Source organism: Parvularculales bacterium (genome assembly GCA_036881865.1).
Taxonomy (GTDB): Bacteria; Pseudomonadota; Alphaproteobacteria; order JAPOUT01; family JBAJNM01; genus JBAJNM01.
In genome coordinates, this window is record JBAJNM010000001.1 from 129833 (window position 1) to 151486 (window position 21654).

The window sequence follows — 21654 nt, forward strand, 5'->3', positions numbered from 1 at the left end:
GTTAACATTTCACATATATTAGCTGGGTCACAGGCATCAAAGACCGCCAACCTTTAAGACTGCCAACAGGAACCATGCGTGCGACACTCAAACGAACGAGTTCTCCACCAAAAGATTTATGAAAATCCAAAAGCGATCTTTCTCCTTCCAACGTCACTACATTGGCTACCAACCGTCCGCCATAGGGCAAAAACTCCTGACATTGCTCCAGAACACCGGCCTCCTTGGCTCCGCCTCCAACAAAAATGGCGTCCGGTAAAAAATGGCGGCGTGCCTTAGTCAATGCCTCCGGTGCACGACCTTCCACAATGTTAAGTTCTGGCGTACCAAGGGCTTGTGCATTGCGCTCTATCAGTTCTCGACGTGCGTCCTGCGGCTCAAGAGCTACTGCATGATTGTGTGGAGAGCACCTCATCCATTCAATGGCTATCGACCCACAACCGGCACCAATATCCCATAACCGTGCTCCGGGAAAAGGCGCCAACGCTGCCAGCGTTGCCGCTCGCGTCTCGCGCTTAGTTAGCTGCCCGTCATGTACAAAGACGTCATCCGGCAACCCGGTAGTCATCGGCAACACCACCGCATCAGGACTACCCCGACACTCAATGGCTAAAAGGTTAAGGTCTGCACACTCGTTCAAATTAAACTCATTGACCTGAACACAACGAATACGTTCTTGAGCACCACCTAGATGTTCCAACACAGTCATCATGCTCTTCCCAAACCCTCGTGCACATAAAAGAGCCGCTACGTTGGCGGGAGTTGTCCCATTGGTACTCAGGATCAACAACCGCGCACGGGGATGAATATGAGTCTGTAACAAAGCCAAAGGCCGCCCATGAACACTAACAGCATTCACTTCTTGTAAGGGCCAGCCTAACCGAGCGGCGGCCAGCGAAAAAGACGACGGAGCCGGATAAATCCGTAAAGATTCAATACCAAACCGCCTAACAAGCACTACTCCAATTCCAAACAACATAGGATCACCACTTGCCAGCACACAGACCTGTTGTCCTTCAACATCAACAAGCGCTTCTATAAAAGCGTCTGACCCCCCGGCAGGCCAGACAAGGCGCTTGTGCGCACTCTCTCCGATCAGCGCTAAATGTCGCCGACCGCCTGCAATAATATCAGCACTATCCAGTGCACGATGGGCATCTTCTCCCAGACCCCTTATGCCATCATCGCCGATACCAACAAGACGAAGCCATGGCTCTTCTTTTTTATTTTCTGTCATGGCGCGGCGCGTTCTTCGTGAGTTACCCCAAGAGAAAGCGCAAGTCCATTGACCGCAGCAACCGCTAAACTACTTCCCCCACGCCGTCCTAAAAGCGTCAACCATGGAGTCTCCAGTGTCCCCTCCTGCGCCAACGCCTGTTTGGATTCCGCCGCTCCTACAAACCCCACAGGAAATGCGAGAATAACCGCTGGAGATGGTGCACCCTCACGCAACAGTTCTAATAGCCTAAAAAGAGCCGTTGGTGCATTACCGATAGCCACAATCGCACCTTCTAGATGGGGCTGCCACAAATCCACCGCCGCTGCCGAACGTGTTGTTCCGTTCTTTTTTGCTAAATCCGGCACGGTGGGGTCATCCAAAAAACAGAGTACATCTGTATGAGTAGGCAACATGCGCTTGGTGATCCCCGCCTCTACCATGGCGCAATCTGCTAAAATAGGGCGCCCGGCTCGTAAGGCGTCATGTCCCGCCTCTACAACCGCACCCTGCCATGCTAGGTCCGGCACAATGTCGGGCATGGCACAAGCATGAACTAATCGCTGTGCAATACTCCTCAAGGAAGGTGTCACGCTGGACCATTCGTAAGTCTTTTGAAGCCGCTCAAAAGAAAGCCGCATGATCGCCTCTGGGTCACGCAAATAAGACTCCATAAATGCCGACTCCGCTCAATCGTGCACAGGCTTAAGGCTCACTGGCCCTAAAGGATGGTCTTCATGAGGATAGGGATGGTGATGACCGCCCCCCTCTCCGTGATGGGTATGGGTGTGCCCATCCCCTACGCCAATACCTTCTACATGATGATGGTGGCTCATTTGCGCTAACCCCACTTGGTCTTCAAACCCAGGTATTTGTTCGCGATATTTACATAATTTGCAGTTCATCAGATTATCACCCGTCCGGATTTCCTCAATCCGGCGCACAAACGTATCAACCACCAAAGGATGGTCATTAAAATAACCCGCTCGCACGAACTCAATATCTTGATGAGAGGCGGCAACTTTATCTGTTAGGCCATAGACCCGTTTGACAAGAACACCCGTAAACAAAAACCACGGGAACACGACAATCCTTTTAAAACCAAGACGCACAGCCCGCAGCAATGCAGGCTCTACAAGGGGAAACGTTACACCGGAATAGGCAACCTCTCCCCAGCCAAACCCCATGCCTTCCCACAACATACGCATGACTTTGGCCATGTTAGCGTTAGCATCCGGGTCAGAGGCTCCACGCCCTACCACCACTAATAACGTATCATGACGAGAGATGTGAGCGCCGGCTCTCTCAATAGCATCAGTAATACGCCTCTCGGCAGCTTTCAGTAATGCCGGTTCAATACCCAACGCTCTCCCATAATGAATGGGCACGGTTTCATGTTGTGCCTGATAAGTATTGAGCACAGAGGGAATATCGTTTTTGGCATGACCGGCAGCAAACAACATGGCAGGTACTGCCAAAATCTCTCGTACATGCTGCGCCCGAAGAGCGTCTAATCCCTCGCTAATGATAGGGCGTGCAAACTCTAAGAATCCCCCTTCTATTTTGTGGCCCTCCAGACGCGCCTGCACGGAAGCTACCAACCCGTCAAACTCGCGGCACGCTTCAGGGTCACGGCTACCATGGCCGCATATCATAACGCCAATCTTATTCACTGTTGTTATCTGGCTCATTGTTCAATTTGGCTTTTCCTGTTGCACCCGCGCTTGACCCATCTGCAAGTCCCCCCCATTGTGTGTCCGATTATGTTTATGCAGGGTTTCATCACCGGTCAATCATACAGTCTATGGACGGTTTTGGCATTGGCCTTTATTTTGGATGCCGCCATAGGAGATCCCTCTTGGCTGTGGCAACGGGTGGCTCATCCGGTAGCGTTGGCCGGACGCCTGATAGAATGGCTGGAGCAGCGTTTAAACCGCTCACAACTACAGGTCTTACCCCATAGACTTCGCCTTTATGGGCTTATCACAACCCTTGTCGTTGTGGGGTTGGCGGCGAGTGGAGGCTTGCTGGTGGTGGCTGTGGCTTCTGCCTTGCCGCTCTTTACCGGACTGGTCCTTGAAGTGCTTGTTGCCAGCACCCTCATTGCCTTTCGGGGATTATTGAGCCATGTCGCGGCTGTTGCCCGTGGTCTTGATGAAGGGCTTGAGGCTGGCCGCATCACCATTGCTCATATTGCCGGACGTAACCCTGATACGCTAGATGCTCCGGGAGTGGCCAGAACAGCCGTTGAGTCTCTTGCGGAAAATCTTTCTGATAGTGTGATAGCCCCTTTGTTTTGGGCCGCCCTGTTTGGCTTGCCCGGGCTTGCCGCCTATAAAGCCCTCAACACATTGGACAGTATGATAGGTTACCCTACCTCACGTTATCAGGCGTTTGGTTTTGTTGCTGCCCGCCTTGATGATGGTGCTAATTGGATACCCGCCCGCTTGACGGCTCTTTGTTTGTGTCTTACAGCCTTCGTGACGCCCAAAGCTCGCGGAGGGGCGGCCTTCATGATGATGATGCGTGACGCACCTTATCATACATCTCCCAACGCCGGATGGCCGGAAGCCGCCCTTGCCGGAGCCCTAGGCTTTCGCCTTGCAGGTCCACGTCATTATTTTGATCACACAACAAATTCTCCATGGCTGGGCGATGGGCGCTCTACCATAGGGACGCAAGACATTCGTACCGCTCTTAGTTTATGCAGAACAGCTGGTTTTATCGCTGTCGGGTTTATTATTCTGGCTTTAGTGCTTGTCAGCAAAGTTTCTGTATAACCCTGCAATCTCCAAAATCCTATCTAGCGCCATGGTGTTTTCCAGATGGTCTGCCAAACTCTCAAGAGTATCTTCAATTTGTGTTTCATATCCCAGTTCTGATGAGGCTCCTGCGTTAAGCTTCTGGAGAAAATCCTGTCGAAAGCCATCCGCCCCAAATAGCCCGTGAAGATAACTACCCATAATACGACCGTCTTTCGACACGGCTCCATTCGCCGTAGCTCCCAGACGCAACAACGGATATTCAAGACCTGATCCTGTGGTGCGTCCGGCATGAATCTCATATCCTTCAACCTCCGCACCACCTGCAACCGCAACACCCTTCACTACACCTAAGACTTTATTACCCTCAAGAACTGTCTCAATGTCCAACAGCCCCAAACCGCTCATTTCGCCCGCCAACCCCTCAATACCATCAGGGTCACGAATGATACGGCCCAACATCTGATATCCCCCACACAACCCCAACACAAAACCACCCCGACGTATATGGGCGTGGAGATCAATATCCCACCCCTCGTTGCGCAAAAACGCCAAATCAGACATCACCGCCTTGCTTCCCGGTAAGACGATCAAGTCTGCATCTCCAGGCAGGGGCGTTCCCGAATGTACAAACCGCAACGTAATTTGTGGTTCCGCTTTGAGGGGGTCAAGGTCGTCAAAATTAGCAATATGAGGCAAGACCGGAACTGCAATCACACAACTACCCTGACCAACGGGATCTTCCCTATGGGTGGTAAGAGCCAGACTGTCTTCCGCCGGAAGGTGCACCGCCGCAGGAAAATGCGGCACTACCCCAAGACTCTCCAGTCCTGTGTTCTCCCGAATAAAATCCAACCCCTCATCAAATAAAGATACATCACCCCTAAAGCGGTTAATAACAAAACCCTTAATGGCCGTCCTATCTGACTCTGGCAACACGGACATAACACCAACTATGGCGGCAATCACGCCGCCTCTATCAATATCACCCACCAAAAGAGCCGGTGCGTTTACAGCAGAGGCAAACCCCATATTTGCAATATCATGATGGCGCAGATTAATCTCCGCCGCACTGCCGGCTCCCTCTATCAACACTAAATCTACGTGCGAACGAAGTTCTTCAAAACTCTCCAGCACTGTGTTCATCAACTGTGGTTTAAGGATTTGATATTCCTGCGCATCAGTTGTTGTGGTTACTGTTCCCCGTACTACCACTTGTGCGCCGTGGTTGTGTTGGGGCTTCAGTAATACCGGATTCATGTGAACGCTAGGGGGGATCTTACATGCTCGCGCTTGTAATGCTTGAGCGCGGCCAATTTCGCCGCCATCACGTGCTACTGCTGCGTTGTTGGACATATTCTGTGGCTTAAACGGGCTCACCCGCAACCCCTGACGGGTATACACCCGACACAAGCCTGCCATCAGTAGAGATTTGCCCACGTCAGAACCCGTCCCCACTAACATCATAGTAGCAGGCGGTTTTATCAAAACTCTATGCCTTTTTGGGCGCGGACGTTCTGTTCTCGAAACGGATGCTTAACAAGTGTCATCTCGGTTACTAAGTCCGCTGCCTCAATCAAAGTCGTTTTTGCGTTCCGGCCAGTCACCACTATATGTAAATCAGGGTGGCGGTTTTTTAATGTTTCCACCACGTCATCCAAAGGTAGCGTACCATAACGTAACACAATGTTAAGTTCATCTAGCACCAACATGTCATAACGCGGAGGCGAATGCCGGGCAGCGTCTATCATCTCGCATACAGTTGCCCATGCTGTTTGTGCTGCTTTAATATCCCGCGCTCTGTCTTGAGTGTCCCACGTAAATCCCTCCCCCATAGCGTAAATATCAACTTGGTCAGGAAAGCCCTCCAGCACCCTACGCTCGCCGGTTTGCCATTTGCCCTTGACGAATTGCACAACCCCAACCCTCATGCCATTCCCTATAGCCCGCAACACAAGACCAAAGGCGGCAGTAGATTTACCTTTTCCCTTGCCGGTATGAACAATCAGCAATCCTTTTTCGTTGGTTTTATAGGCCAGCATTTTTTCGCGGGCAGTTTTTCGTTTTCGGGATTTTTCATTGGCGCGTGCATAGTCCTGCACATCACTTTTATCTGAGGATGTCATTTAGTTTTATCTCTTCTGGAGTCACCGGACGCCAACACTTTAAGACGCTCATGGGCTGAATTAGACGCCGGACGCCACAATTCTCTCTCCAGAGCTTCACAAAAACGAGTTGCCATTTCCTGCAACGCCGCTGGATTGTTCGTACGTAAAAACTCTAGCACGTCATCGCTCTCTAAATAAGCCTCATAAACTAGATCGAAATGATAATCTGCCACCACCTGTGCAGTTGCTGCAAAAGCGAACAGGTAATCCACTGTCGCCGCCATTTCAAACGCACCCTTGTAGCCATGCTCCATAATACCGGTTATCCATTTGGAGTTGGTAGCGCGTGCCCGTACAACGCGTGCGATCTCATCATTCAGCGTACGGATAACCGGACGCTCCGGCCGGGAGTGGTCATTATGATAGAGCGTCGGTTGTGCGCCGGAAAAATGCCGAACAGATGCCGCTAGCCCTCCCTCAAACTGATAATAATCATCAGAGTCCAAAAGATCATGTTCACGATTATCTTGATTTTGAATAACGGCTTGGATCTTTGCAAGACGCTGTTCAAATAATCCATGCATCGCAATTCCTTCGGCACCAACTCCATAGGCATAACCGCCCCACGCAACATAAGCGCGGGCTAAATCTTTGTCATCCTGCCAACCTTTTTCATCAATCAGCGCTTGTAGCCCAGCCCCATAAGCACCTGGATGTGAGCCAAACACCCGGAAGCCTGCCCTATGGTGAGATTCAGTCTCTGACATCCCTTGAGCTATAAGACACACGCTTTCATCATGTACTTGTGATGCGAGGGAATTATCCTCCGGTGGTTCATCAAGAGCGGCTACGGCTCGTGCGGCTGAATCAAACAAATCTATCTGTGTTGGAAACGCATCCCGAAAAAACCCAGACACCCGCAACGTCACATCTACCCGTGGACGGGCTAGCAAAGACAGCGGCAATATCTCAAAACCAGCTACCCGTCCTGATACATCATCCCATCGGGGGCGCACGCCCATAAGTGCTAAGGCTTGCGCGATATCATCACCACCGGTGCGCATGTTAGCTGTCCCCCATGCTGAGATCGCCATAGCGCGAGGCCACTCTCCATGGCTTTGACGATAATGCTCCATCAACAATTCAGCTGACTCCCAACCTAGACGCCAAGCGGCTGCCGTTGGCAGAGAGCGGCTGTCTACAGAATAAAAATTACGTCCCGTAGGCAACACATCAAATCGTCCTCTGGTGGGTGCCCCGGACGGACCAGGCATCACAAACCGTCCCTCCAACGCTGCAAGCAACCCCTCTACCTCACACTCACCACATGTTTCAATGGCTGGAGCTACTACCTCTTCCATATGAGCCAAGACCTCTGTTGTTTTGCGCCACTCAAGAGGAACTGCCCTCTCACCCGAAACAAGCGCTAAGGCCAAAGCCTCTATACGCTCAACACTATCACCCTTATGCCGCCATGGCCCTTCTGCTATGGTTGCCAACACATCAGGGCGCGGTCCCTGCCACGGCTCACCTAGAACACAATCCAACGGATCAAACTTCTCAAGACCTAAATCATCCGCCAGTGCTCGATGAAGAGATGCATCTCCTCCGTGACCTTCCCCACGCGGAGTACGCAACAACGCCGTAATTAAATCATGCTTTCTCTCCCCTTTAGGGGCTACGCCAAATACATGGAGGCCACCACGTATCTGCATTTCTTTTAATTCACAGAGATAATTATCCAGACAAGCCAACGCATCAGAGCGACTCTCGGAAGTTTCCATGCCACAATCCCTATCCAACCCGATGCGTTGGCTTAGCCCTATAATTTCATTTTCCAAGAAGTCCAGACGGCGTGGATCAGCGCTGGCTGCGCCATAATATTCATCCACCAGCCGTTCCAGCTCAGCATAGGGCCCATACGACTCCGCTCGTGTCAAAGGTGGTGTTAAATGGTCAATAATCACCGCCTGAGCTCGACGCTTAGCCTGCGTACCTTCACCCGGATCATTCACAATAAACGGATAAATATGTGGCAAAGGGCCAAAGACAGCTTCCGGAAAGCATGCCTCCGACAAAGCTACCGCCTTACCAGGTAACCACTCCAGATTGCCATGCTTACCCATCTGAACCACTGCATCGCTCTTTTCTTTCTCACGCAACCATCCATAAAGTGCTACATACCCATGGGGTGGTGGTAGAGCCGGATCATGATAGCTGCTGACGGGATCAATGTTATACCCCCGAGCTGGTTGCACCGCGAGGGTTATAGCACCACAGCGCATCACTGCCAGAGCAAAAGCCTGTTGATCTTTAAGAAAGAAGGGATCCTTTTCTGGTGTGCCCCAGCGCGCAGTTAAAGATTCTTGTATAGCCTCCGGTAGACGTTTGAAAAACTTCTGATAGTCATCAAGAGAATACGTCTCACGAACAATACGCCCCTCAACTCCTGCATTGGTTGGCCCCTCAGCAAGAGCTGCCATAAGAGCTTCTCCGTCGGGGGGTATATCGGCTACGTCATACCCCACCTGCTTTAAGGCGTGGAGCACTTTTATGAGGGCGGCAGGGGTATCCAACCCCACTCCGTTGCCAAGCCGTCCATCACGGTTGGGATAGTTAGCCAGCATCAAAACAAGACGTCGTTTGTCAGCAGGCGTTTTGCGCAAGCGTACCCAACGGGCAGCAAGGGTAGCAATAAAACAGGCTCGCTCTTTATCGGTCTCATAATGAGAAAGAGTACATTGTGTCTTTTCATCATAATGAGACGGAGCCTTAAACGAAACAGCCCGTGTAATAAGCCGCCCGTCAACCTCCGGCAGGGCTACCGCCATGGCAATATCTCGGGGGGCTAGGCCTCGCACACCGTCTCTCCATGCCTGCTGCGTCTCTCCGGAAAACATTACCTGCAGCACAGGCACATCCAGCCCGTCAAAAGGTCCCAACTGTCGTTCTCCCTCTGGTAAAGAAACGGCAAAACCTGTTGTGTTCAAAATGATATCTGGATTATTTTTCTCCAATATGTGATGCACTATCTCTCCTGCCATTGGCTCTTTAAGGCTAACCGTAAAAACAGGTAAAGGATTCATACCACAAGATGTTAGAGACGTAACCAATGCTTCAATAGGTGCTAGTGTTTCGGCCTGAAGTAAGGCTCGGTAAAACACAATAGCAGCCACCGGTGCTCCCTCACGCCAGTGTTTTCTCACAGCATCCATATCAGGATGGCTTAGATCAAACCACCACAATCCGGCACGCAACAAAGGCAAGGGCTCCAGCCATGCATCGGAGCGCCCCAACAAGCTCGCGCAAAACCCAAGAAAAGATCGGGCGTTTTTCTCCCCCCCCTGAATGCAATACTGCCACAAACGATGCATCTCCTGTGGCGCAAGAGTAGAAAGCCTGCCAAGTTCGGGGTCGGGCTGTTCATCTCCCGGTAACAACGCAAGAGGAATCCCTCGTGCCCGACAGGTTTCTACCACCCGTTCTACACCATAAGGCCAATAGCGCACCCCTCCTAATAAACGCACCACCACAATCCGTGCTCGTGCTATAATGTTCTCTACATAAAGGTCGACGGAAAGATTGTGACTCAGCTGCATAATATTGGCCAAACGCAAGGTAAGACAATCCTCAGGCTGTCCCCTATGAGCGGCAGCTATACATGCCAGTTCTGTATCTGCTGATGAGAGAAAAATAATGTCAGCAGGTGTTTGCCCTAAATCCACCGCGCTTGCGCCATCATCAATAACGCCGTGTTGCGCCTGAAGCAAATGCATAAGGTTAAAACCGCTCTTTTAGCCTGCAAGGGCTACTGTGATGGCTTGCCGGTCAAGACCCGCCCTGCCGATAATTACAAGCTTAGAACATGGTGCATCATCCGGCCCCCAGGGTCGGCTATAATAATGATCCACCCGCTGCCCCACAGCCTGTATCATCAATCGCATCGGCTTGCCTGATACCGCCACAGCACCCTTAACCCGAAAAACATCATGATCTGCCAACACTCCCCTTAACCGCTTAACAATATCTTCCGGCGTAAGGCTCTCTTCATATATAACGGTAAAACTCTCAAAGTCATCATGTTCGTGCTCCTCCTCCCCATCATGGTGAGACGGACGAACTGATAAATCATCCTCCGCTCTCGCCTCAAGGCCCAAGATTATGTCTGCCGCTATCTGGCCATGGGCCGAGCACACCATCCTCACCCCCGAACGCATACCTGCTTGTGTGCGCATTATAACACTCTCTAACTGATCTTCATCTAGAAGATCTGTCTTGTTAAACACAACCATGTCAGCACAAGCCAGCTGATCATCAAATAACTCCTTCAGAGGTGTTTCATGATTAAGCATGGGGTCGGCACGTCGTTGAACTTCAACCGCCTTGTCATCGCAAGTAAAACGTCCCTCCTGAACGGCGGCAGCATCAACCAACGCAATGACACCATCTACCGTAGCCCGCGTGCGAACCTCTGGCCATGAAAACGCCTGCACTAAAGGTTTAGGTAACGCCAAACCTGACGTTTCAATAATAATATGAGCCGGAGCAGGTGAGCGCCCCAGAAGGTTCGTCATCGCCGGCATAAAATCATCCGCTACCGTACAACACAGACAGCCGTTAGCCAGTTCCAGAATATCCTCTTCACTGCAGGCTTCATCGGCGCACTCCCGAATAATCTCTCCATCAACCCCTAAATCACCAAACTCATTAATAATAAGGGCCAATCGTCTTCCTCCCGCCGTCTTGAGAAGGTGACGTATCAAACTTGTCTTTCCGGTCCCTAAAAATCCCGTTATAATCGTAACAGGGACCTTGCCCCTATACTCTGTCATAGGAATAATTCCTTCTATAGCATTTCATGAGATGTTGTTTTCAGATGAAGTGGTAATCCCGCTATCATCAAAACCACAGATTGAGCAATAGCAGCTATCTTTTGGGCCAAAACCCCTCCATGGTCACGAAAGGCCCGAGCCATAGCATTATCCGGCACAATGCCTAATCCCGTTTCATTAGAGACCAACACAACCGGAACATTAAGCCTTTGCACCTGTGCCACTAAAGCCGCACTCTCCTGAACTACATCTCGTTCAGCACCCATGATATTTGCCAACCACACTGTAAGGCAATCTACCAGAACCACTTCGCTTTCCGGGGTTAGACGGCCCAATGCTTGCGTTATCTCTAGAGGCTCTTCTATCATTTGCCATCCCTCACCCCGCCGTATTTTATGTTTCGTAATTCTCTCTGCCATCTCCTCATCCAGTGCCTCAGCCGTTGCAATATATGTTGGTCGGCCTGAGGCGCTCCGTACAAGATCCTCTGCATAGCGGCTTTTGCCCGAACGGGTACCACCAAGAACAAGAGTAACAGGAGGGAGCATAATACCCACTATAATCCTCCATCTGCGGTCTGCATAGCGCCATAGTCATAAGACCAACATTCATGAGACTCAACACTTACTGATAGTGTGATTTTCCTTGCCTCATACTCCAGACCGCATCATTATCGGCATGTTGATTTATCCCATACCCCTCTTCTCATGATACTTTTGCTCGTATGACAACTAATCCCGCACCCCAGATTAACAATCTCCTTAACGAGGAACAAAAGACGCGGGCGGCTCATTGGTTTCGCCAGTTACAAAAGCAATTATGTAAATGTCTGGAGGAGTTGGAGGATGAATGCCCCATCGGGAATGAACCGCCAGGGCGCTTTCACTACACTCCATGGCAGCGTGGCACAGATGATGAAGATGCGGGCGGTGGTCTTATGGGAGTCATGTCCGGCCGTCTTGTTGAGAAAGCCGGTATCCACAGCTCTACGGTTTATGGTACCCTCTCAGAAGAGTTCCGGGAGCGTATTCTTGGCACAGAGGCTAGTCCTGAGTTTTGGGCTAGCGGGGTTTCTGTCATTATTCATCCCCGCAACCCCCATGTGCCTGCCGTGCATCTGAACACTCGTCTAGTGGTGACGAACCGTACGTGGTTTGGAGGCGGTATGGATTTAACGCCCTTGCTTGATGATTACCGTCATGATGCACATCCTGACACCTGCGCCTTTCATAACACCCTCAAAAAAATATGTGATCGTCATGACACGTCTTATCCAAAGCTCAAACAAGCCTGTGATGATTATTTTTATCTACCCCATAGAGGAGAAGCCCGTGGCATGGGTGGCATTTTTTATGATTACATCAACAGTGGTGACTGGGAAGAAGATTTCGCCTTTAGCCGTGATATTGGGCTTGGCTTTTTGGAGGCATGGCCACCCATTGCCAGACAGCGTATGACACAGCCGTGGACAGAGGATGAGCGGGAGCAACAATTGATACGCCGAGGTCGCTATGTGGAATTCAATCTCCTTTATGATCGCGGCACGACTTTTGGCCTTAAAACAGGCGGAAATGTTTCCGCTATTCTTTCTTCCTTGCCGCCAGTCGTAAAATGGCCCTAAAAACGAATCTGCCAAACTCCTTCCACGGCACTCTGCAAAACACCCTGCATGCTATACGTGCCCGCCTCCATAGCGTCATGTTGGTGGTAGGCTTAGCTATGGCGGGTGGTATTACGTGGGCTGCTTCGTCAGCTTCGCAGCCTATGTGGGAGACTGAGCGCCGTGCGCGCTTTGTGGAGTTGGGAGCACTTCTAAATCCCACAGCAACAGAAGCCACTCGTCATGTCATGAATTGCATCTATAAGACGGCGCTTGATAATTTCGGGCCATTGGCCATAGAAGATTACATTCGCGTTGTTAACAAACATTACGACAATAAAAATATTTCAGAATATGAGCACCACTCAATTCAAATGTTTCGACCTCTTTTTATAGATTGCTCCAAAGAAGTAGCTCTCAACATAACAACGCCTAATAAACCGTCGCCTGCACAACGGCCTTAAGACGCTCAATGATAGAAAACATATCATCTGTAAAGTCGGCCTCAATCCACCACTCCTCTACTTCATCCATAACGCGACCCATCTCCGACCCCTCTGGCACACCTGCCTTGCGAACCATATCACCGGTCAGAGGAAATCGAGGCCGCTTCCAACTATCCGCCATGGCCAATAACGCTCGCCACTGAACAGAATTGGATGATTTTTCGTCAGAAGCCCAACCCAGCATCACCCGATCCTGAAAGCACCGCTCACCCATAACATAAAGACGACGACGCACCTCGCGCATAGATAAATAACAAACAAAATTTGCATCTTGCCCACGAATTCCTTCAAGAAGACAACTCTTCAGCCTGTCACGGTCGGCACGGGATAATTTCAATCGTCCGGCGACGGCCTCCACATTTTCTACGTCAGGGTCTAAAAGAGCAGCTAGCCGCAAGACAGCATCGCTCTTGAAGAGTTGGTGTTCTTCAATATCAACCAGTCGCTCATAGCGACCTAGATAAGTCGCCTCCGGTAATACAATACTCAGAATACCCGTCGCCGCCATAGTCCGCAACACCATAGGTCCACCAGAAGCCCCTAAAATCTTCAACAACTCCTCTCTAACCCGCCCAGCAGAGAGTTTCTCCAAACCTTGCTTCAGCGCCTGACAAGCCTCGAACCCCGCCCCATTGAGTTCACCTGCACCATAACGGGCATGAAAGCGGAAAAACCGCAAAATGCGCAAATAATCCTCCCTAATACGAGTTTCAGCCTCACCAATAAAACGCACGACCCCCGCTTTTAAATCAGAGCGACCCCCCAGAGGATCATAAACTACGCCATATCTATCTGCATAAAGTGCATTGAGAGTAAAATCACGACGGGACGCATCAACAACCCAATCATCGGTATAAGCCACTTCCGCATGACGACCGTCGGTCTTCACATCAACCCGTAACGTGGTAATTTCAAAACTAATTCCACTTACCGTAACGCCCGCTGTGCCATGACCTATGCCTTGAGTGCGCGGCGACAAGCCCGCCTTTCTCAATCGCTCAACAACAAGTTCCGGCTTTAAGCGTGTGGCAATATCCACATCCTTCACTGGAAGACCTAATAATGAATCCCGCACACACCCGCCCACAAAACGGGTATCATATTCCTCCTTTGATCCTCCCCCTGGCATGAGTGCAGTCATTACCTTTTGTGTTTCCGGTGATGTTATCCACGGGGACTTAGCTAATTCTCCTTGTTTTTTATTATTCACTATTATCACACCATTCTACTCAACCAAATACTCTACTCAATGCGACCTGGAATAATGAGACCATCTTCATAACGCGGTGGTACATAAACGCCGTCAGGAGAACCACCCTCAAAACTAGCAAGAGACAAAAAGCCTGCAATCACTAAAACCAACCCTATCGCTACAAGCAAGAAAACCACCCGCCCGCCAAATACATCCTTGCCCTGCTGACGCCCCCTCATACGTTGCAACCAAATATAACTCCCATAAAGAATAAACGGCAGGGAAAAAGCAATCACGTTCACCAAAATGATACGTATCATAGCGCAAAAACCCTCTCATAAAGATTGCGCAAGATACCGGCCGTAGCCCCCCATATATTATAATCTTCATAAGGGATAGCGTAAAAACAACGCCGCACTCCATTGCGCTCTACTTTATGATGTTGATGGTTTGATGGGTTCATCAAAAAAGACAACGGAACCTCGAAAACTTCATCCACTTCACCCGCATCAAGGCACAATGTAAACCCCGAGCGTACAAACCCTACAACCGGCGTAATAGAAAAACCACTGCCCACAGTATGCATATCCAGAAACCCAGCAACCTCAATGAAAGAGCGGTCAAGACCTATCTCCTCTTTTGTCTCTCTTAAGGCGGCATTGGTGGGAGTTTCTTCTATTCCATTTATTTTACCCCCGGGAAAAGCGATCTGACCAGAATGTTGGGGTAATGTTTCCGCCCGTCGAGTAAGAAGCACCACAGGGCCAGCAGGCCGCTCCACCACCGGAACTAAAACCGCCGCCGGTATTAGACCATCGTGGTCGGCTAGTGTCTCAGCGCCATAGCTAAGGCGGTTATCAATGTTATTTATAATTTTACTCTGGTAATTGCGCATAACACTATGAACACTCGGTATCGGATAACGTGTGCAATTCATCGGTCCCCATAAAAGGAAAAAACATACCCCCGCTCCATACGCCAAAATATGACTGCCCTTCAACCACCGCCCCACATCCCAGAGCTACTAAATCATAAAAAACAGAACGCCCGATAAGTGCCTCCAAACGCGCCCGCACCAGAACATAAGGAGATGGCTCTCCGGATTCACCATTTATGGTAACCCTTATGGGGTTGTCCAGTCCGGCCTCAACGGCATCACCCATGTTGGTTGTAAACCGCAGAGTTTGTGTTTCTCCTTCACCCTCCACAGAAAGTCCCACAGCTACAAAGGGGGCATCATCAACGGTGATACCAATTTTTTCTGCTGGTGTTACTAGATAATATCGGCCATCATCATCGTGCCGTAACACCGTAGAAAAGAGTCGCGCCAAGCGTTTGCGACCAATAGGTGTGCCCAGATAATACCATGTTCCATCACGGGCGATGCGCATATCAATATCACCACAAAAGTCAGGATTCCAAAGATGAACAGGTGGCAATGCGGATTTAGCCGCGCTTTTCGTTGAATCAAACCCTTTTAAAATATCATCTACCAAAGAATGCTCCATAATCAACGATCTCTTTCGGGAACCAGAACTCGTCCCCGCACTCCGTCAAATGCACCGGCCACAAGAGAGCATAACAATACCCGCGCTGGATCAACCGGTCCTGGAAACTCTATCTGCTTTGCCTCTTGAGGAACAAAGTCCACGCGAGCATAATAAGACGGATCCCCCACTAACAAGACTCTTTCATGTCCCAACGCTTTTGCTTGTCCTAATCCATGCCGCATCAGAAAAAGCCCCGCATTCCGCCCTCGATAGTCGGGTAAAACCACCAACGGTCCTAACAACAACGCTGGTGTATCTTCAATCCTCACTGGCCAAAACTGAATAGCTCCTATCGGTACGTCGCCATCCTTACAGGCAAGCAAACAAAGTTCCGCTACGGGCTGATTGTTTTCCCTTAGCCTATAAGCCGTTTGAGCAAAACGTCCGGGGCCAAACGTATGGTCTAGCAATCTATCAACCACGCCATCGTGGGTGGTGGTTTCTTGTGTGATGGTAATTTCGAGCATTCTTACGACCTTCTTACAACTTATAACCCACCTATGGCCTAGCACTTTTTTACTTCCAGCTTGCTCCTATAAAACCCTAAATTTATAGTACTTAGATTTATTATTAGAATTTTAAAAGAAAAATTCTCCCCCTACCATAAGCATTATTTTATACTATACTGTCTTAGTTGTATTGAAGTCTGAAGAAGGGCACTACAATGACTACAGAAAATATGCCTGTTCTCACGCCAGAAGGAGGATTATCTCGCTATCTTCAAGAGATACGCAAATTTCCCATGTTAGAGGCGCAAGAGGAATATATGCTAGGCAAGCGCTTTCGTGAGCACGATGATTTGAAGGCTGCACACAAGCTTGTAACGAGCCATTTGCGCTTGGTTGCGAAAATCGCTATGGGATACAGAGGTTACGGTTTGCCCATTGGTGAGGTTATTTCAGAGGGTAATGTTGGATTAATGAAGGCGGTTAAGCGGTTTGATCCGGATAAAGGATTTCGTCTGGCAACATACGCTATGTGGTGGATTAAAGCGTCTATTCAGGAATATGTGTTGCGGTCTTGGAGTCTTGTAAAACTAGGTACGACGGCAGCTCAGAAGAAATTATTTTTTAATCTGCGTCGCACTAAAGGACAAATAGAAGCTATGGAAGAGGGAGATTTGTTGCCGGAGCATGTAACAGAGATTGCTGATCGGCTGGGTGTTGGTGAGGAGGATGTTATCTCCATGAACCGTCGCTTGGGCGGTTCGGATAATTCTCTAAACGCGCGGATGAAAAATGAAATGGATGGTGAATGGCAGGATTGGCTTACCGACGATACGCCAGATCAGGAAGTTATGCTGTCTGACAGGGAAGAGTTTGCCCACCGTCAGGAAATGTTGACATCAGCCATGAAAAAGCTCAATGAGCGCGAAATGCGAATTCTAACCGAGAGGCGGTTGAAGGACCCTCCCGCTACGTTAGAAGAATTAGGCCAATATTATAATATCAGTCGGGAGCGTATCCGGCAGATAGAATTACGTGCCTTTGAGAAAGTGCGTCATGCCGTCCAAGAGGAGGCCATGCAAGAGGAGGTGCATATTTCTTCTTGATCATACCTTCTCATCCAACAAAAGGATCACGCACTAGAATTGTATCATCTCTATCTGGCCCCGTGGAAAGCATTGTCACCGGTGTTTTAATAAGCTCTTCTATGCACCGAACATATTTTATGGCATTAGCGGGTAGGTCGTTCCACGATTGCGCCCTGTTTGTGCTTTCCTCCCACCCATGCATGGTGCGATAAACTGGCTTAACCCGCGCTTGTTGCGCAGTTGCCGCAGGTAAATGGTCTATAGGTGTGCCGTCCAACATATAGCCCACGCATATTTTCAACTCTGGCAAACCATCCAGCACATCTAGTTTCGTCAACGCAATACCATCAATACCAGAAACTAAAACCGCCTGACGTACTAAAACTGCATCAAACCACCCACACCGTCGCTCCCGCCCTGTAACCGTACCAAATTCGTGACCTCGCTCTCCCAACGAGCGGCCCGTTTCATTATCTTGCTCGCTGGGAAATGGTCCCTCTCCAACGCGGGTAGTGTAAGCCTTGGTGATGCCCAAAACATGATCCAACGCACCCGGCGCAACTCCCGCCCCCAGTGCTGCTTGACCGGCTACCGTGTTAGAAGATGTCACATACGGATATGTGCCATGGTCAATATCTAGCATCGCCCCCTGTGCGCCTTCAAAAAGCAAACGCTTTCCAGCACGGCGCATATTGTCCAGTAACCGCCAAACCGGTGCAACAAACGGTAAAAGCCGTAAAGCCATATCCTCTAACTCGGCTTTAAGAGGCGCCATTTTAATCTCTGGCTCTCCTAAACCACAGCGCAGAGCGTTATGATGATGAAGCAAACGTGTAAGACGTTCATCCAACACCGCAGAATCGCTTAAATCCATAACCCGCAGAGCACGTCTGCCTACTTTATCCTCATATGCGGGGCCAATACCCCGACCCGTCGTACCAAGACGCAACCCCTTAAGACCACTTTCCCGCAGATGATCAAGGGTTTTATGAAATGGCAAAATCAACGTAGCGTTTTCAGCGATGCGCAAATTATCTGGAGAAATCTCTATGCCTTGGGCTCTCACCCGCTCTATTTCTTCCATCAACGCCCATGGATCAATAACAACCCCATTGCCTATAATGGATAATTTACCAGTTCGCACCACACCGGACGGCAACAAGGAGAGTTTATACGTAACCCCGTCAACTACCAACGTATGACCTGCATTGTGTCCCCCCTGAAACCGCACAACTCCATCAGCGCGAGAGCTGAGCCAGTCAACTACTTTACCCTTTCCTTCGTCACCCCATTGGGAGCCTACAACGACAACATTAACCATGACTCAAAATACAAGACGCTGTGCTTGAACCACGTGATCTAAGGCGCGTATTTTGTTTATGACATCGTCAGAGACCTCCCCATCTACCCCCACAAGGGTTGTAGCGTCCGCACCGACTGTCTCCCTCCCCAAAGCAAAAGTTGCAATATTAACTTCTGCCCCACCTAGTAATGCACCTAGAGCACCTATAAAACCCGGCCTATCACGATTGACGATATAGAGCATGTGAGAGATGAGTTCAGCTTCAAGATTTACCTCACCGATTTTAATAATGCGCGGCTTTCCATCAGAAAAAACTGTTCCTGCAACAGAGCGCGTCTGTCGTTCGGTACGCAAGCTCAACCGAATATAAGATTCGTAAACCCCGCGCTGTTCGCGGGTTACTTCTGTAATTTGTACCCCCCGTTCCTTAGCCACAGACGGTGCATTAATCATGTTAATATCTGCCAATAAGGGTCTCATTACACCAGCAATAGTAGCTGCTGTTAGCGCTTTAAGATTGAGTTCGGCGATTTGCCCTTCATACTCAATTGTGATTTCCTCAATACCGGATTCCGTTATTTGGCCAGCAAACGAGCCCAGCAGTTCCGCTACATTAATAAAAGGCTTCAGAAGCGGGGCCTCCTCTGCTGTAACAGATGGCGTGTTTAAGGCATTGGTCACAGCACCAGTGGTTAGATAATCCGCCATTTGAGCGGCAACTTGAAGGGCTACTTTCTCTTGTGCTTCTGTGGTAGATGCTCCCAGATGAGGCGTGCAGATAACCTGCTCCATACCAAACAAAGGATTGTTCGTCGCCGGTTCAGTGCTAAACACATCAAGAGCTGCGCCTGCTACATGACCAGATTCAATCGCAGCCTTAAGGTCTTCTTCAACAATCAGCCCTCCCCGTGCGCAATTTACAATGTAAATGCCCACTTTCATTTTTTCAACAGCAGCCGCATCAATAATATTGCGAGTGCGTTCAGTCAAAGGCGTGTGAAGTGTTACAATATCAACACTTGACAAGAGAGTATCTAGGTCAACCTTTTCTATGCCTAAATCACGGGCACGCTCCAGAGATAAAAAAGGATCATATGCCAACACTCTCATTTTCAAACCCAAAGCCCGTTCAGCAACAATCGCTCCAATGTTGCCGCATCCGACAATCCCTAATGTCTTGCCCGTCAGTTCCATACCCACAAAGCGGTTTTTTTCCCACTTTCCTGCATGGGTAGAACTATTCGCTTCAGGTATCTGACGTGCCAAAGAAAACATCATCGCAATAGCATGTTCTGCTGTTGTGATAGAATTACCAAACGGTGTGTTCATCACAATGATGCCCCGTCGGGTGGCTTCCGCTACATCTATATTATCAACACCTATACCCGCGCGCCCTATAACACGCAAACGCTTGGCGCACTCTAAAACTTTGGGAGTTACTCTGGTAGCAGAGCGCACCGCAAGACCATCATATTCGCCTATAATATCTACCATTTCTTCTTTTGACAGATTCGTTTTGATGTCAACCTCAACCCCGTGAGACACAAAAACACTACGTGCAGCATTACTTAAATTATCAGAAATTAAAACCTTCAACATAATACGCCTTACTATTTATACTTGTTTTATTTATTGTCGTATTACAAACGGGCTACTAAAACTTTTTTATAGGCCCAACTTATCCAAAGCAACACAGCCCTTACATCATCTGCTTGCACTGTGGCTCCTATCCAAAGGCGCAACCCTGGTGGGGCTTCCCGATAGCCGTCAATATCATAGGCTACATCCTCCCCTTCTAGAATCTCTGCCATTTCTTTGAGCAAAGCCCGTTGCTTTGTTTCTTCTAGCGCTGTAAAATTGATATCAACGATTTTTAAACACACAGACGTATTAGAGCCAATCGACAGATCATCATTTGAGAACGCAATCCATGGTGTCTCTGCAACCCATTCAGCAATAAGGGCGTAATTGGCATCAGCTCGCGCACATGTTGCCGCCACCCCGCCGATAGCCTCAACCCAGTGCAGTGCATCAAGATAATCCTCCACGCATAACATGGAGGGTGTATTTATAGTTTCACCACGAAACAAACCTTCAATGAGTTTGCCGTATTTTGCCATACGGAAAATCTTAGGCATAGGCCATGGCGGTGTGTAGGTCTCAAGGCGGGCTACCGCCTGTGGAGATAGAATCACCATACCGTGGGCGGCCTCTCCTCCTAAAACTTTCTGCCACGAAAAAGTAACGACATCCAGTTTGCGCCACGGAAGGTTTTGTGCAAAAACAGCTGATGTTGCATCGCAAATCACCAAACCTTCTCGGGTATCAGAAATCCAATCGCCATTTGGTACACGCACCCCTGAGGTGGTGCCATTCCATGTAAACACCACATCACGATTAAAATCTACCGCTGTTAAATCTGGCAACTCACCATATGGGGCTTTGAGAACTCGTACATCCTCGAGGCATAATTGAGAAGTAATATCGGACGCCCAGCTCGCCCCAAAAGACTCCCATACCAGTACATCCACACCCCGCACTCCTAACAACGACCACAGTGCCATCTCCACCGCACCGGTATCAGAAGCCGGCACAATTGCTATGCGATAGTCTTCAGGAACTTCAAGGAGATGTCGGGTTTTATCTATGGCGATAGCCAGTTTAGCTTTGCCCACACCAGAGCGGTGTGAGCGACCAAGACAGGCATCTTTCAATACAGTCACGTCCCACCCTGGCCTTTTAGCGCACGGCCCTGACGAAAAAAATGCAGAATAAGGGCGCTTATAAGGACGCTTAGGTATCGTTCGTTTATCAATAGTCATGTTTCTCTATCCTTCCAGATAGTCGCCCCTCGTTGGGGAGAGGTGTCCCGGTCCGCGTATAGGCGTTTTCTACAGACGTGTCAAACTTTAACCATTGAGCGACACAAGAGAACCTGTCATATAGTTCACACAATGACCGCCCAGTTTTACTCTCCCCCCCGCTAGATGACAATAAAGCGTGCCACCCCGCGCTGAAACCTGCCGAGCATTCAGATTATTTCGTCCAAGG

At 49.5% G+C, this 21654-nt stretch carries 20 protein-coding genes; 4 read left to right on the forward strand and 16 right to left on the reverse strand.

Annotation, left to right across the window (positions count from 1 at the left end; all coding sequences use genetic code 11):
• Window position 1 precedes the first annotated feature (1 nt).
• Genes cbiE through V6Z81_00675 form a run of 3 tightly spaced genes read right to left on the reverse strand, consistent with a single transcriptional unit; the run spans window position 2 to window position 2907 of the window.
• Window positions 2-1237: a precorrin-6y C5,15-methyltransferase (decarboxylating) subunit CbiE gene (gene cbiE, locus V6Z81_00665; protein ID MEG9861009.1), complete on the reverse strand. Its 1236-nt coding sequence runs from the start codon at window positions 1235-1237 to the stop codon at window positions 2-4.
• Window positions 1234-1890: a precorrin-8X methylmutase gene (locus tag V6Z81_00670; protein ID MEG9861010.1), complete on the reverse strand. Its 657-nt coding sequence runs from the start codon at window positions 1888-1890 to the stop codon at window positions 1234-1236. Before V6Z81_00670 ends, cbiE begins: the two co-directional genes overlap by 4 nt.
• A 15-nt stretch (window positions 1891-1905) precedes the next feature.
• Window positions 1906-2907, reverse strand: coding sequence for a sirohydrochlorin chelatase (locus V6Z81_00675; protein MEG9861011.1), 1002 nt, complete (start codon window positions 2905-2907; stop codon window positions 1906-1908).
• Window positions 2908-2979: 72 nt separating this feature from the next.
• Between V6Z81_00675 and cbiB the strand changes: the two genes are divergently transcribed.
• The gene (gene cbiB, locus V6Z81_00680; protein ID MEG9861012.1) at window positions 2980-3996 is read left to right on the forward strand and encodes an adenosylcobinamide-phosphate synthase CbiB; all 1017 of its coding nucleotides are present in this window, start codon (window positions 2980-2982) and stop codon (window positions 3994-3996) included.
• On the opposite strand, the gene V6Z81_00685 is transcribed toward cbiB, so the two are convergent.
• Genes V6Z81_00685 through cobU form a run of 5 tightly spaced genes read right to left on the reverse strand, consistent with a single transcriptional unit; the run spans window position 3967 to window position 11466 of the window.
• Window positions 3967-5445 carry a cobyric acid synthase gene (locus V6Z81_00685; protein MEG9861013.1) on the reverse strand — a complete coding sequence of 493 codons (1479 nt, stop codon included), beginning with the start codon at window positions 5443-5445 and terminating at the stop codon, window positions 3967-3969. The two genes, cbiB and V6Z81_00685, sit on opposite strands and share 30 nt — an antisense overlap.
• A gap of 17 nt (window positions 5446-5462) precedes the next feature.
• Window positions 5463-6104, reverse strand: a complete 642-nt coding sequence (gene cobO / locus V6Z81_00690; GenBank protein MEG9861014.1) for a cob(I)yrinic acid a,c-diamide adenosyltransferase — start codon at window positions 6102-6104, stop codon at window positions 5463-5465.
• The gene (gene cobN, locus V6Z81_00695) at window positions 6101-9862 is read right to left on the reverse strand and encodes a cobaltochelatase subunit CobN (GenBank protein ID MEG9861015.1); all 3762 of its coding nucleotides are present in this window, start codon (window positions 9860-9862) and stop codon (window positions 6101-6103) included. Before cobN ends, cobO begins: the two co-directional genes overlap by 4 nt.
• 18 nt (window positions 9863-9880) lie before the next feature.
• A complete protein-coding gene (gene cobW / locus V6Z81_00700) occupies window positions 9881-10918 on the reverse strand; it encodes a cobalamin biosynthesis protein CobW (protein MEG9861016.1) in 1038 nt (345 codons plus the stop codon).
• Window positions 10919-10932: 14 nt separating this feature from the next.
• Entirely contained in the window at window positions 10933-11466 is a 534-nt protein-coding gene (cobU, locus tag V6Z81_00705; protein MEG9861017.1) for a bifunctional adenosylcobinamide kinase/adenosylcobinamide-phosphate guanylyltransferase, read from the reverse strand.
• 176 nt (window positions 11467-11642) lie between these two features.
• Between cobU and hemF the strand changes: the two genes are divergently transcribed.
• Together hemF and V6Z81_00715 are read left to right on the forward strand one after the other, a co-directional pair.
• A complete protein-coding gene (gene hemF / locus V6Z81_00710) occupies window positions 11643-12539 on the forward strand; it encodes an oxygen-dependent coproporphyrinogen oxidase (GenBank protein ID MEG9861018.1) in 897 nt (298 codons plus the stop codon).
• Window positions 12530-12982 carry a hypothetical protein gene (locus V6Z81_00715; GenBank protein ID MEG9861019.1) on the forward strand — a complete coding sequence of 151 codons (453 nt, stop codon included), beginning with the start codon at window positions 12530-12532 and terminating at the stop codon, window positions 12980-12982. Before hemF ends, V6Z81_00715 begins: the two co-directional genes overlap by 10 nt.
• On the opposite strand, the gene V6Z81_00720 is transcribed toward V6Z81_00715, so the two are convergent.
• The 5 genes from V6Z81_00720 to V6Z81_00740 form a co-directional block, all read right to left on the reverse strand.
• Window positions 12951-14153, reverse strand: a complete 1203-nt coding sequence (locus tag V6Z81_00720; GenBank protein MEG9861020.1) for a CCA tRNA nucleotidyltransferase — start codon at window positions 14151-14153, stop codon at window positions 12951-12953. The genes V6Z81_00715 and V6Z81_00720 overlap by 32 nt on opposite strands.
• Before the next feature lie 113 nt (window positions 14154-14266).
• Complete coding sequence (locus V6Z81_00725; protein MEG9861021.1) at window positions 14267-14536, reverse strand: DUF6111 family protein; 270 nt, start codon at window positions 14534-14536, stop codon at window positions 14267-14269.
• Window positions 14533-15111, reverse strand: coding sequence for a CoA pyrophosphatase (locus V6Z81_00730; protein ID MEG9861022.1), 579 nt, complete (start codon window positions 15109-15111; stop codon window positions 14533-14535). The genes V6Z81_00725 and V6Z81_00730 overlap by 4 nt, the downstream gene beginning before the upstream one ends.
• A 4-nt stretch (window positions 15112-15115) precedes the next feature.
• Entirely contained in the window at window positions 15116-15724 is a 609-nt protein-coding gene (locus tag V6Z81_00735) for a DUF1285 domain-containing protein (GenBank protein MEG9861023.1), read from the reverse strand.
• Window positions 15725-15726: 2 nt separating this feature from the next.
• Complete coding sequence (locus tag V6Z81_00740; protein ID MEG9861024.1) at window positions 15727-16233, reverse strand: N-acetyltransferase; 507 nt, start codon at window positions 16231-16233, stop codon at window positions 15727-15729.
• A gap of 197 nt (window positions 16234-16430) precedes the next feature.
• On the opposite strand from V6Z81_00740, the gene rpoH reads away from it, so the two are divergent.
• The gene (gene rpoH / locus V6Z81_00745) at window positions 16431-17318 is read left to right on the forward strand and encodes an RNA polymerase sigma factor RpoH (GenBank protein ID MEG9861025.1); all 888 of its coding nucleotides are present in this window, start codon (window positions 16431-16433) and stop codon (window positions 17316-17318) included.
• Between the two features lie 10 nt (window positions 17319-17328).
• Here rpoH and V6Z81_00750 read toward each other — a convergent pair whose 3' ends face one another.
• The 3 genes from V6Z81_00750 to V6Z81_00760 are packed head-to-tail and all read right to left on the reverse strand — an operon-like array spanning window position 17329 to window position 21425.
• A complete protein-coding gene (locus V6Z81_00750; GenBank protein ID MEG9861026.1) occupies window positions 17329-18621 on the reverse strand; it encodes an adenylosuccinate synthase in 1293 nt (430 codons plus the stop codon).
• A 3-nt stretch (window positions 18622-18624) separates the two neighbouring features.
• A complete protein-coding gene (serA, locus tag V6Z81_00755; protein ID MEG9861027.1) occupies window positions 18625-20202 on the reverse strand; it encodes a phosphoglycerate dehydrogenase in 1578 nt (525 codons plus the stop codon).
• A 41-nt stretch (window positions 20203-20243) separates the two neighbouring features.
• Window positions 20244-21425 carry a phosphoserine transaminase gene (locus V6Z81_00760; protein ID MEG9861028.1) on the reverse strand — a complete coding sequence of 394 codons (1182 nt, stop codon included), beginning with the start codon at window positions 21423-21425 and terminating at the stop codon, window positions 20244-20246.
• Window positions 21426-21654: the final 229 nt, after the last annotated feature.

Coding starts and splice junctions, on each gene's coding strand:
- cbiE (MEG9861009.1), bottom strand. CDS start 1,237: ATGACAGAAAATAAAAAAGAAGAGCCATGGCTTCGTCTTGTTGGTATC.
- cobU (MEG9861017.1), bottom strand. CDS start 11,466: ATGCTCCCTCCTGTTACTCTTGTTCTTGGTGGTACCCGTTCGGGCAAA.
- cbiB (MEG9861012.1), top strand. CDS start 2,980: ATGTTTATGCAGGGTTTCATCACCGGTCAATCATACAGTCTATGGACG.
- rpoH (MEG9861025.1), top strand. CDS start 16,431: ATGACTACAGAAAATATGCCTGTTCTCACGCCAGAAGGAGGATTATCT.
- cobO (MEG9861014.1), bottom strand. CDS start 6,104: ATGACATCCTCAGATAAAAGTGATGTGCAGGACTATGCACGCGCCAAT.
- serA (MEG9861027.1), bottom strand. CDS start 20,202: ATGTTGAAGGTTTTAATTTCTGATAATTTAAGTAATGCTGCACGTAGT.
- V6Z81_00725 (MEG9861021.1), bottom strand. CDS start 14,536: ATGATACGTATCATTTTGGTGAACGTGATTGCTTTTTCCCTGCCGTTT.
- V6Z81_00685 (MEG9861013.1), bottom strand. CDS start 5,445: ATGATGTTAGTGGGGACGGGTTCTGACGTGGGCAAATCTCTACTGATG.
- V6Z81_00750 (MEG9861026.1), bottom strand. CDS start 18,621: ATGGTTAATGTTGTCGTTGTAGGCTCCCAATGGGGTGACGAAGGAAAG.
- V6Z81_00735 (MEG9861023.1), bottom strand. CDS start 15,724: ATGGAGCATTCTTTGGTAGATGATATTTTAAAAGGGTTTGATTCAACG.
- V6Z81_00760 (MEG9861028.1), bottom strand. CDS start 21,425: ATGACTATTGATAAACGAACGATACCTAAGCGTCCTTATAAGCGCCCT.
- V6Z81_00720 (MEG9861020.1), bottom strand. CDS start 14,153: ATGCCAGGGGGAGGATCAAAGGAGGAATATGATACCCGTTTTGTGGGC.
- hemF (MEG9861018.1), top strand. CDS start 11,643: ATGACAACTAATCCCGCACCCCAGATTAACAATCTCCTTAACGAGGAA.
- V6Z81_00740 (MEG9861024.1), bottom strand. CDS start 16,233: ATGCTCGAAATTACCATCACACAAGAAACCACCACCCACGATGGCGTG.
- V6Z81_00715 (MEG9861019.1), top strand. CDS start 12,530: ATGGCCCTAAAAACGAATCTGCCAAACTCCTTCCACGGCACTCTGCAA.
- cobW (MEG9861016.1), bottom strand. CDS start 10,918: ATGACAGAGTATAGGGGCAAGGTCCCTGTTACGATTATAACGGGATTT.
- V6Z81_00670 (MEG9861010.1), bottom strand. CDS start 1,890: ATGGAGTCTTATTTGCGTGACCCAGAGGCGATCATGCGGCTTTCTTTT.
- cobN (MEG9861015.1), bottom strand. CDS start 9,862: ATGCATTTGCTTCAGGCGCAACACGGCGTTATTGATGATGGCGCAAGC.
- V6Z81_00730 (MEG9861022.1), bottom strand. CDS start 15,111: ATGCGCAATTACCAGAGTAAAATTATAAATAACATTGATAACCGCCTT.
- V6Z81_00675 (MEG9861011.1), bottom strand. CDS start 2,907: ATGAGCCAGATAACAACAGTGAATAAGATTGGCGTTATGATATGCGGC.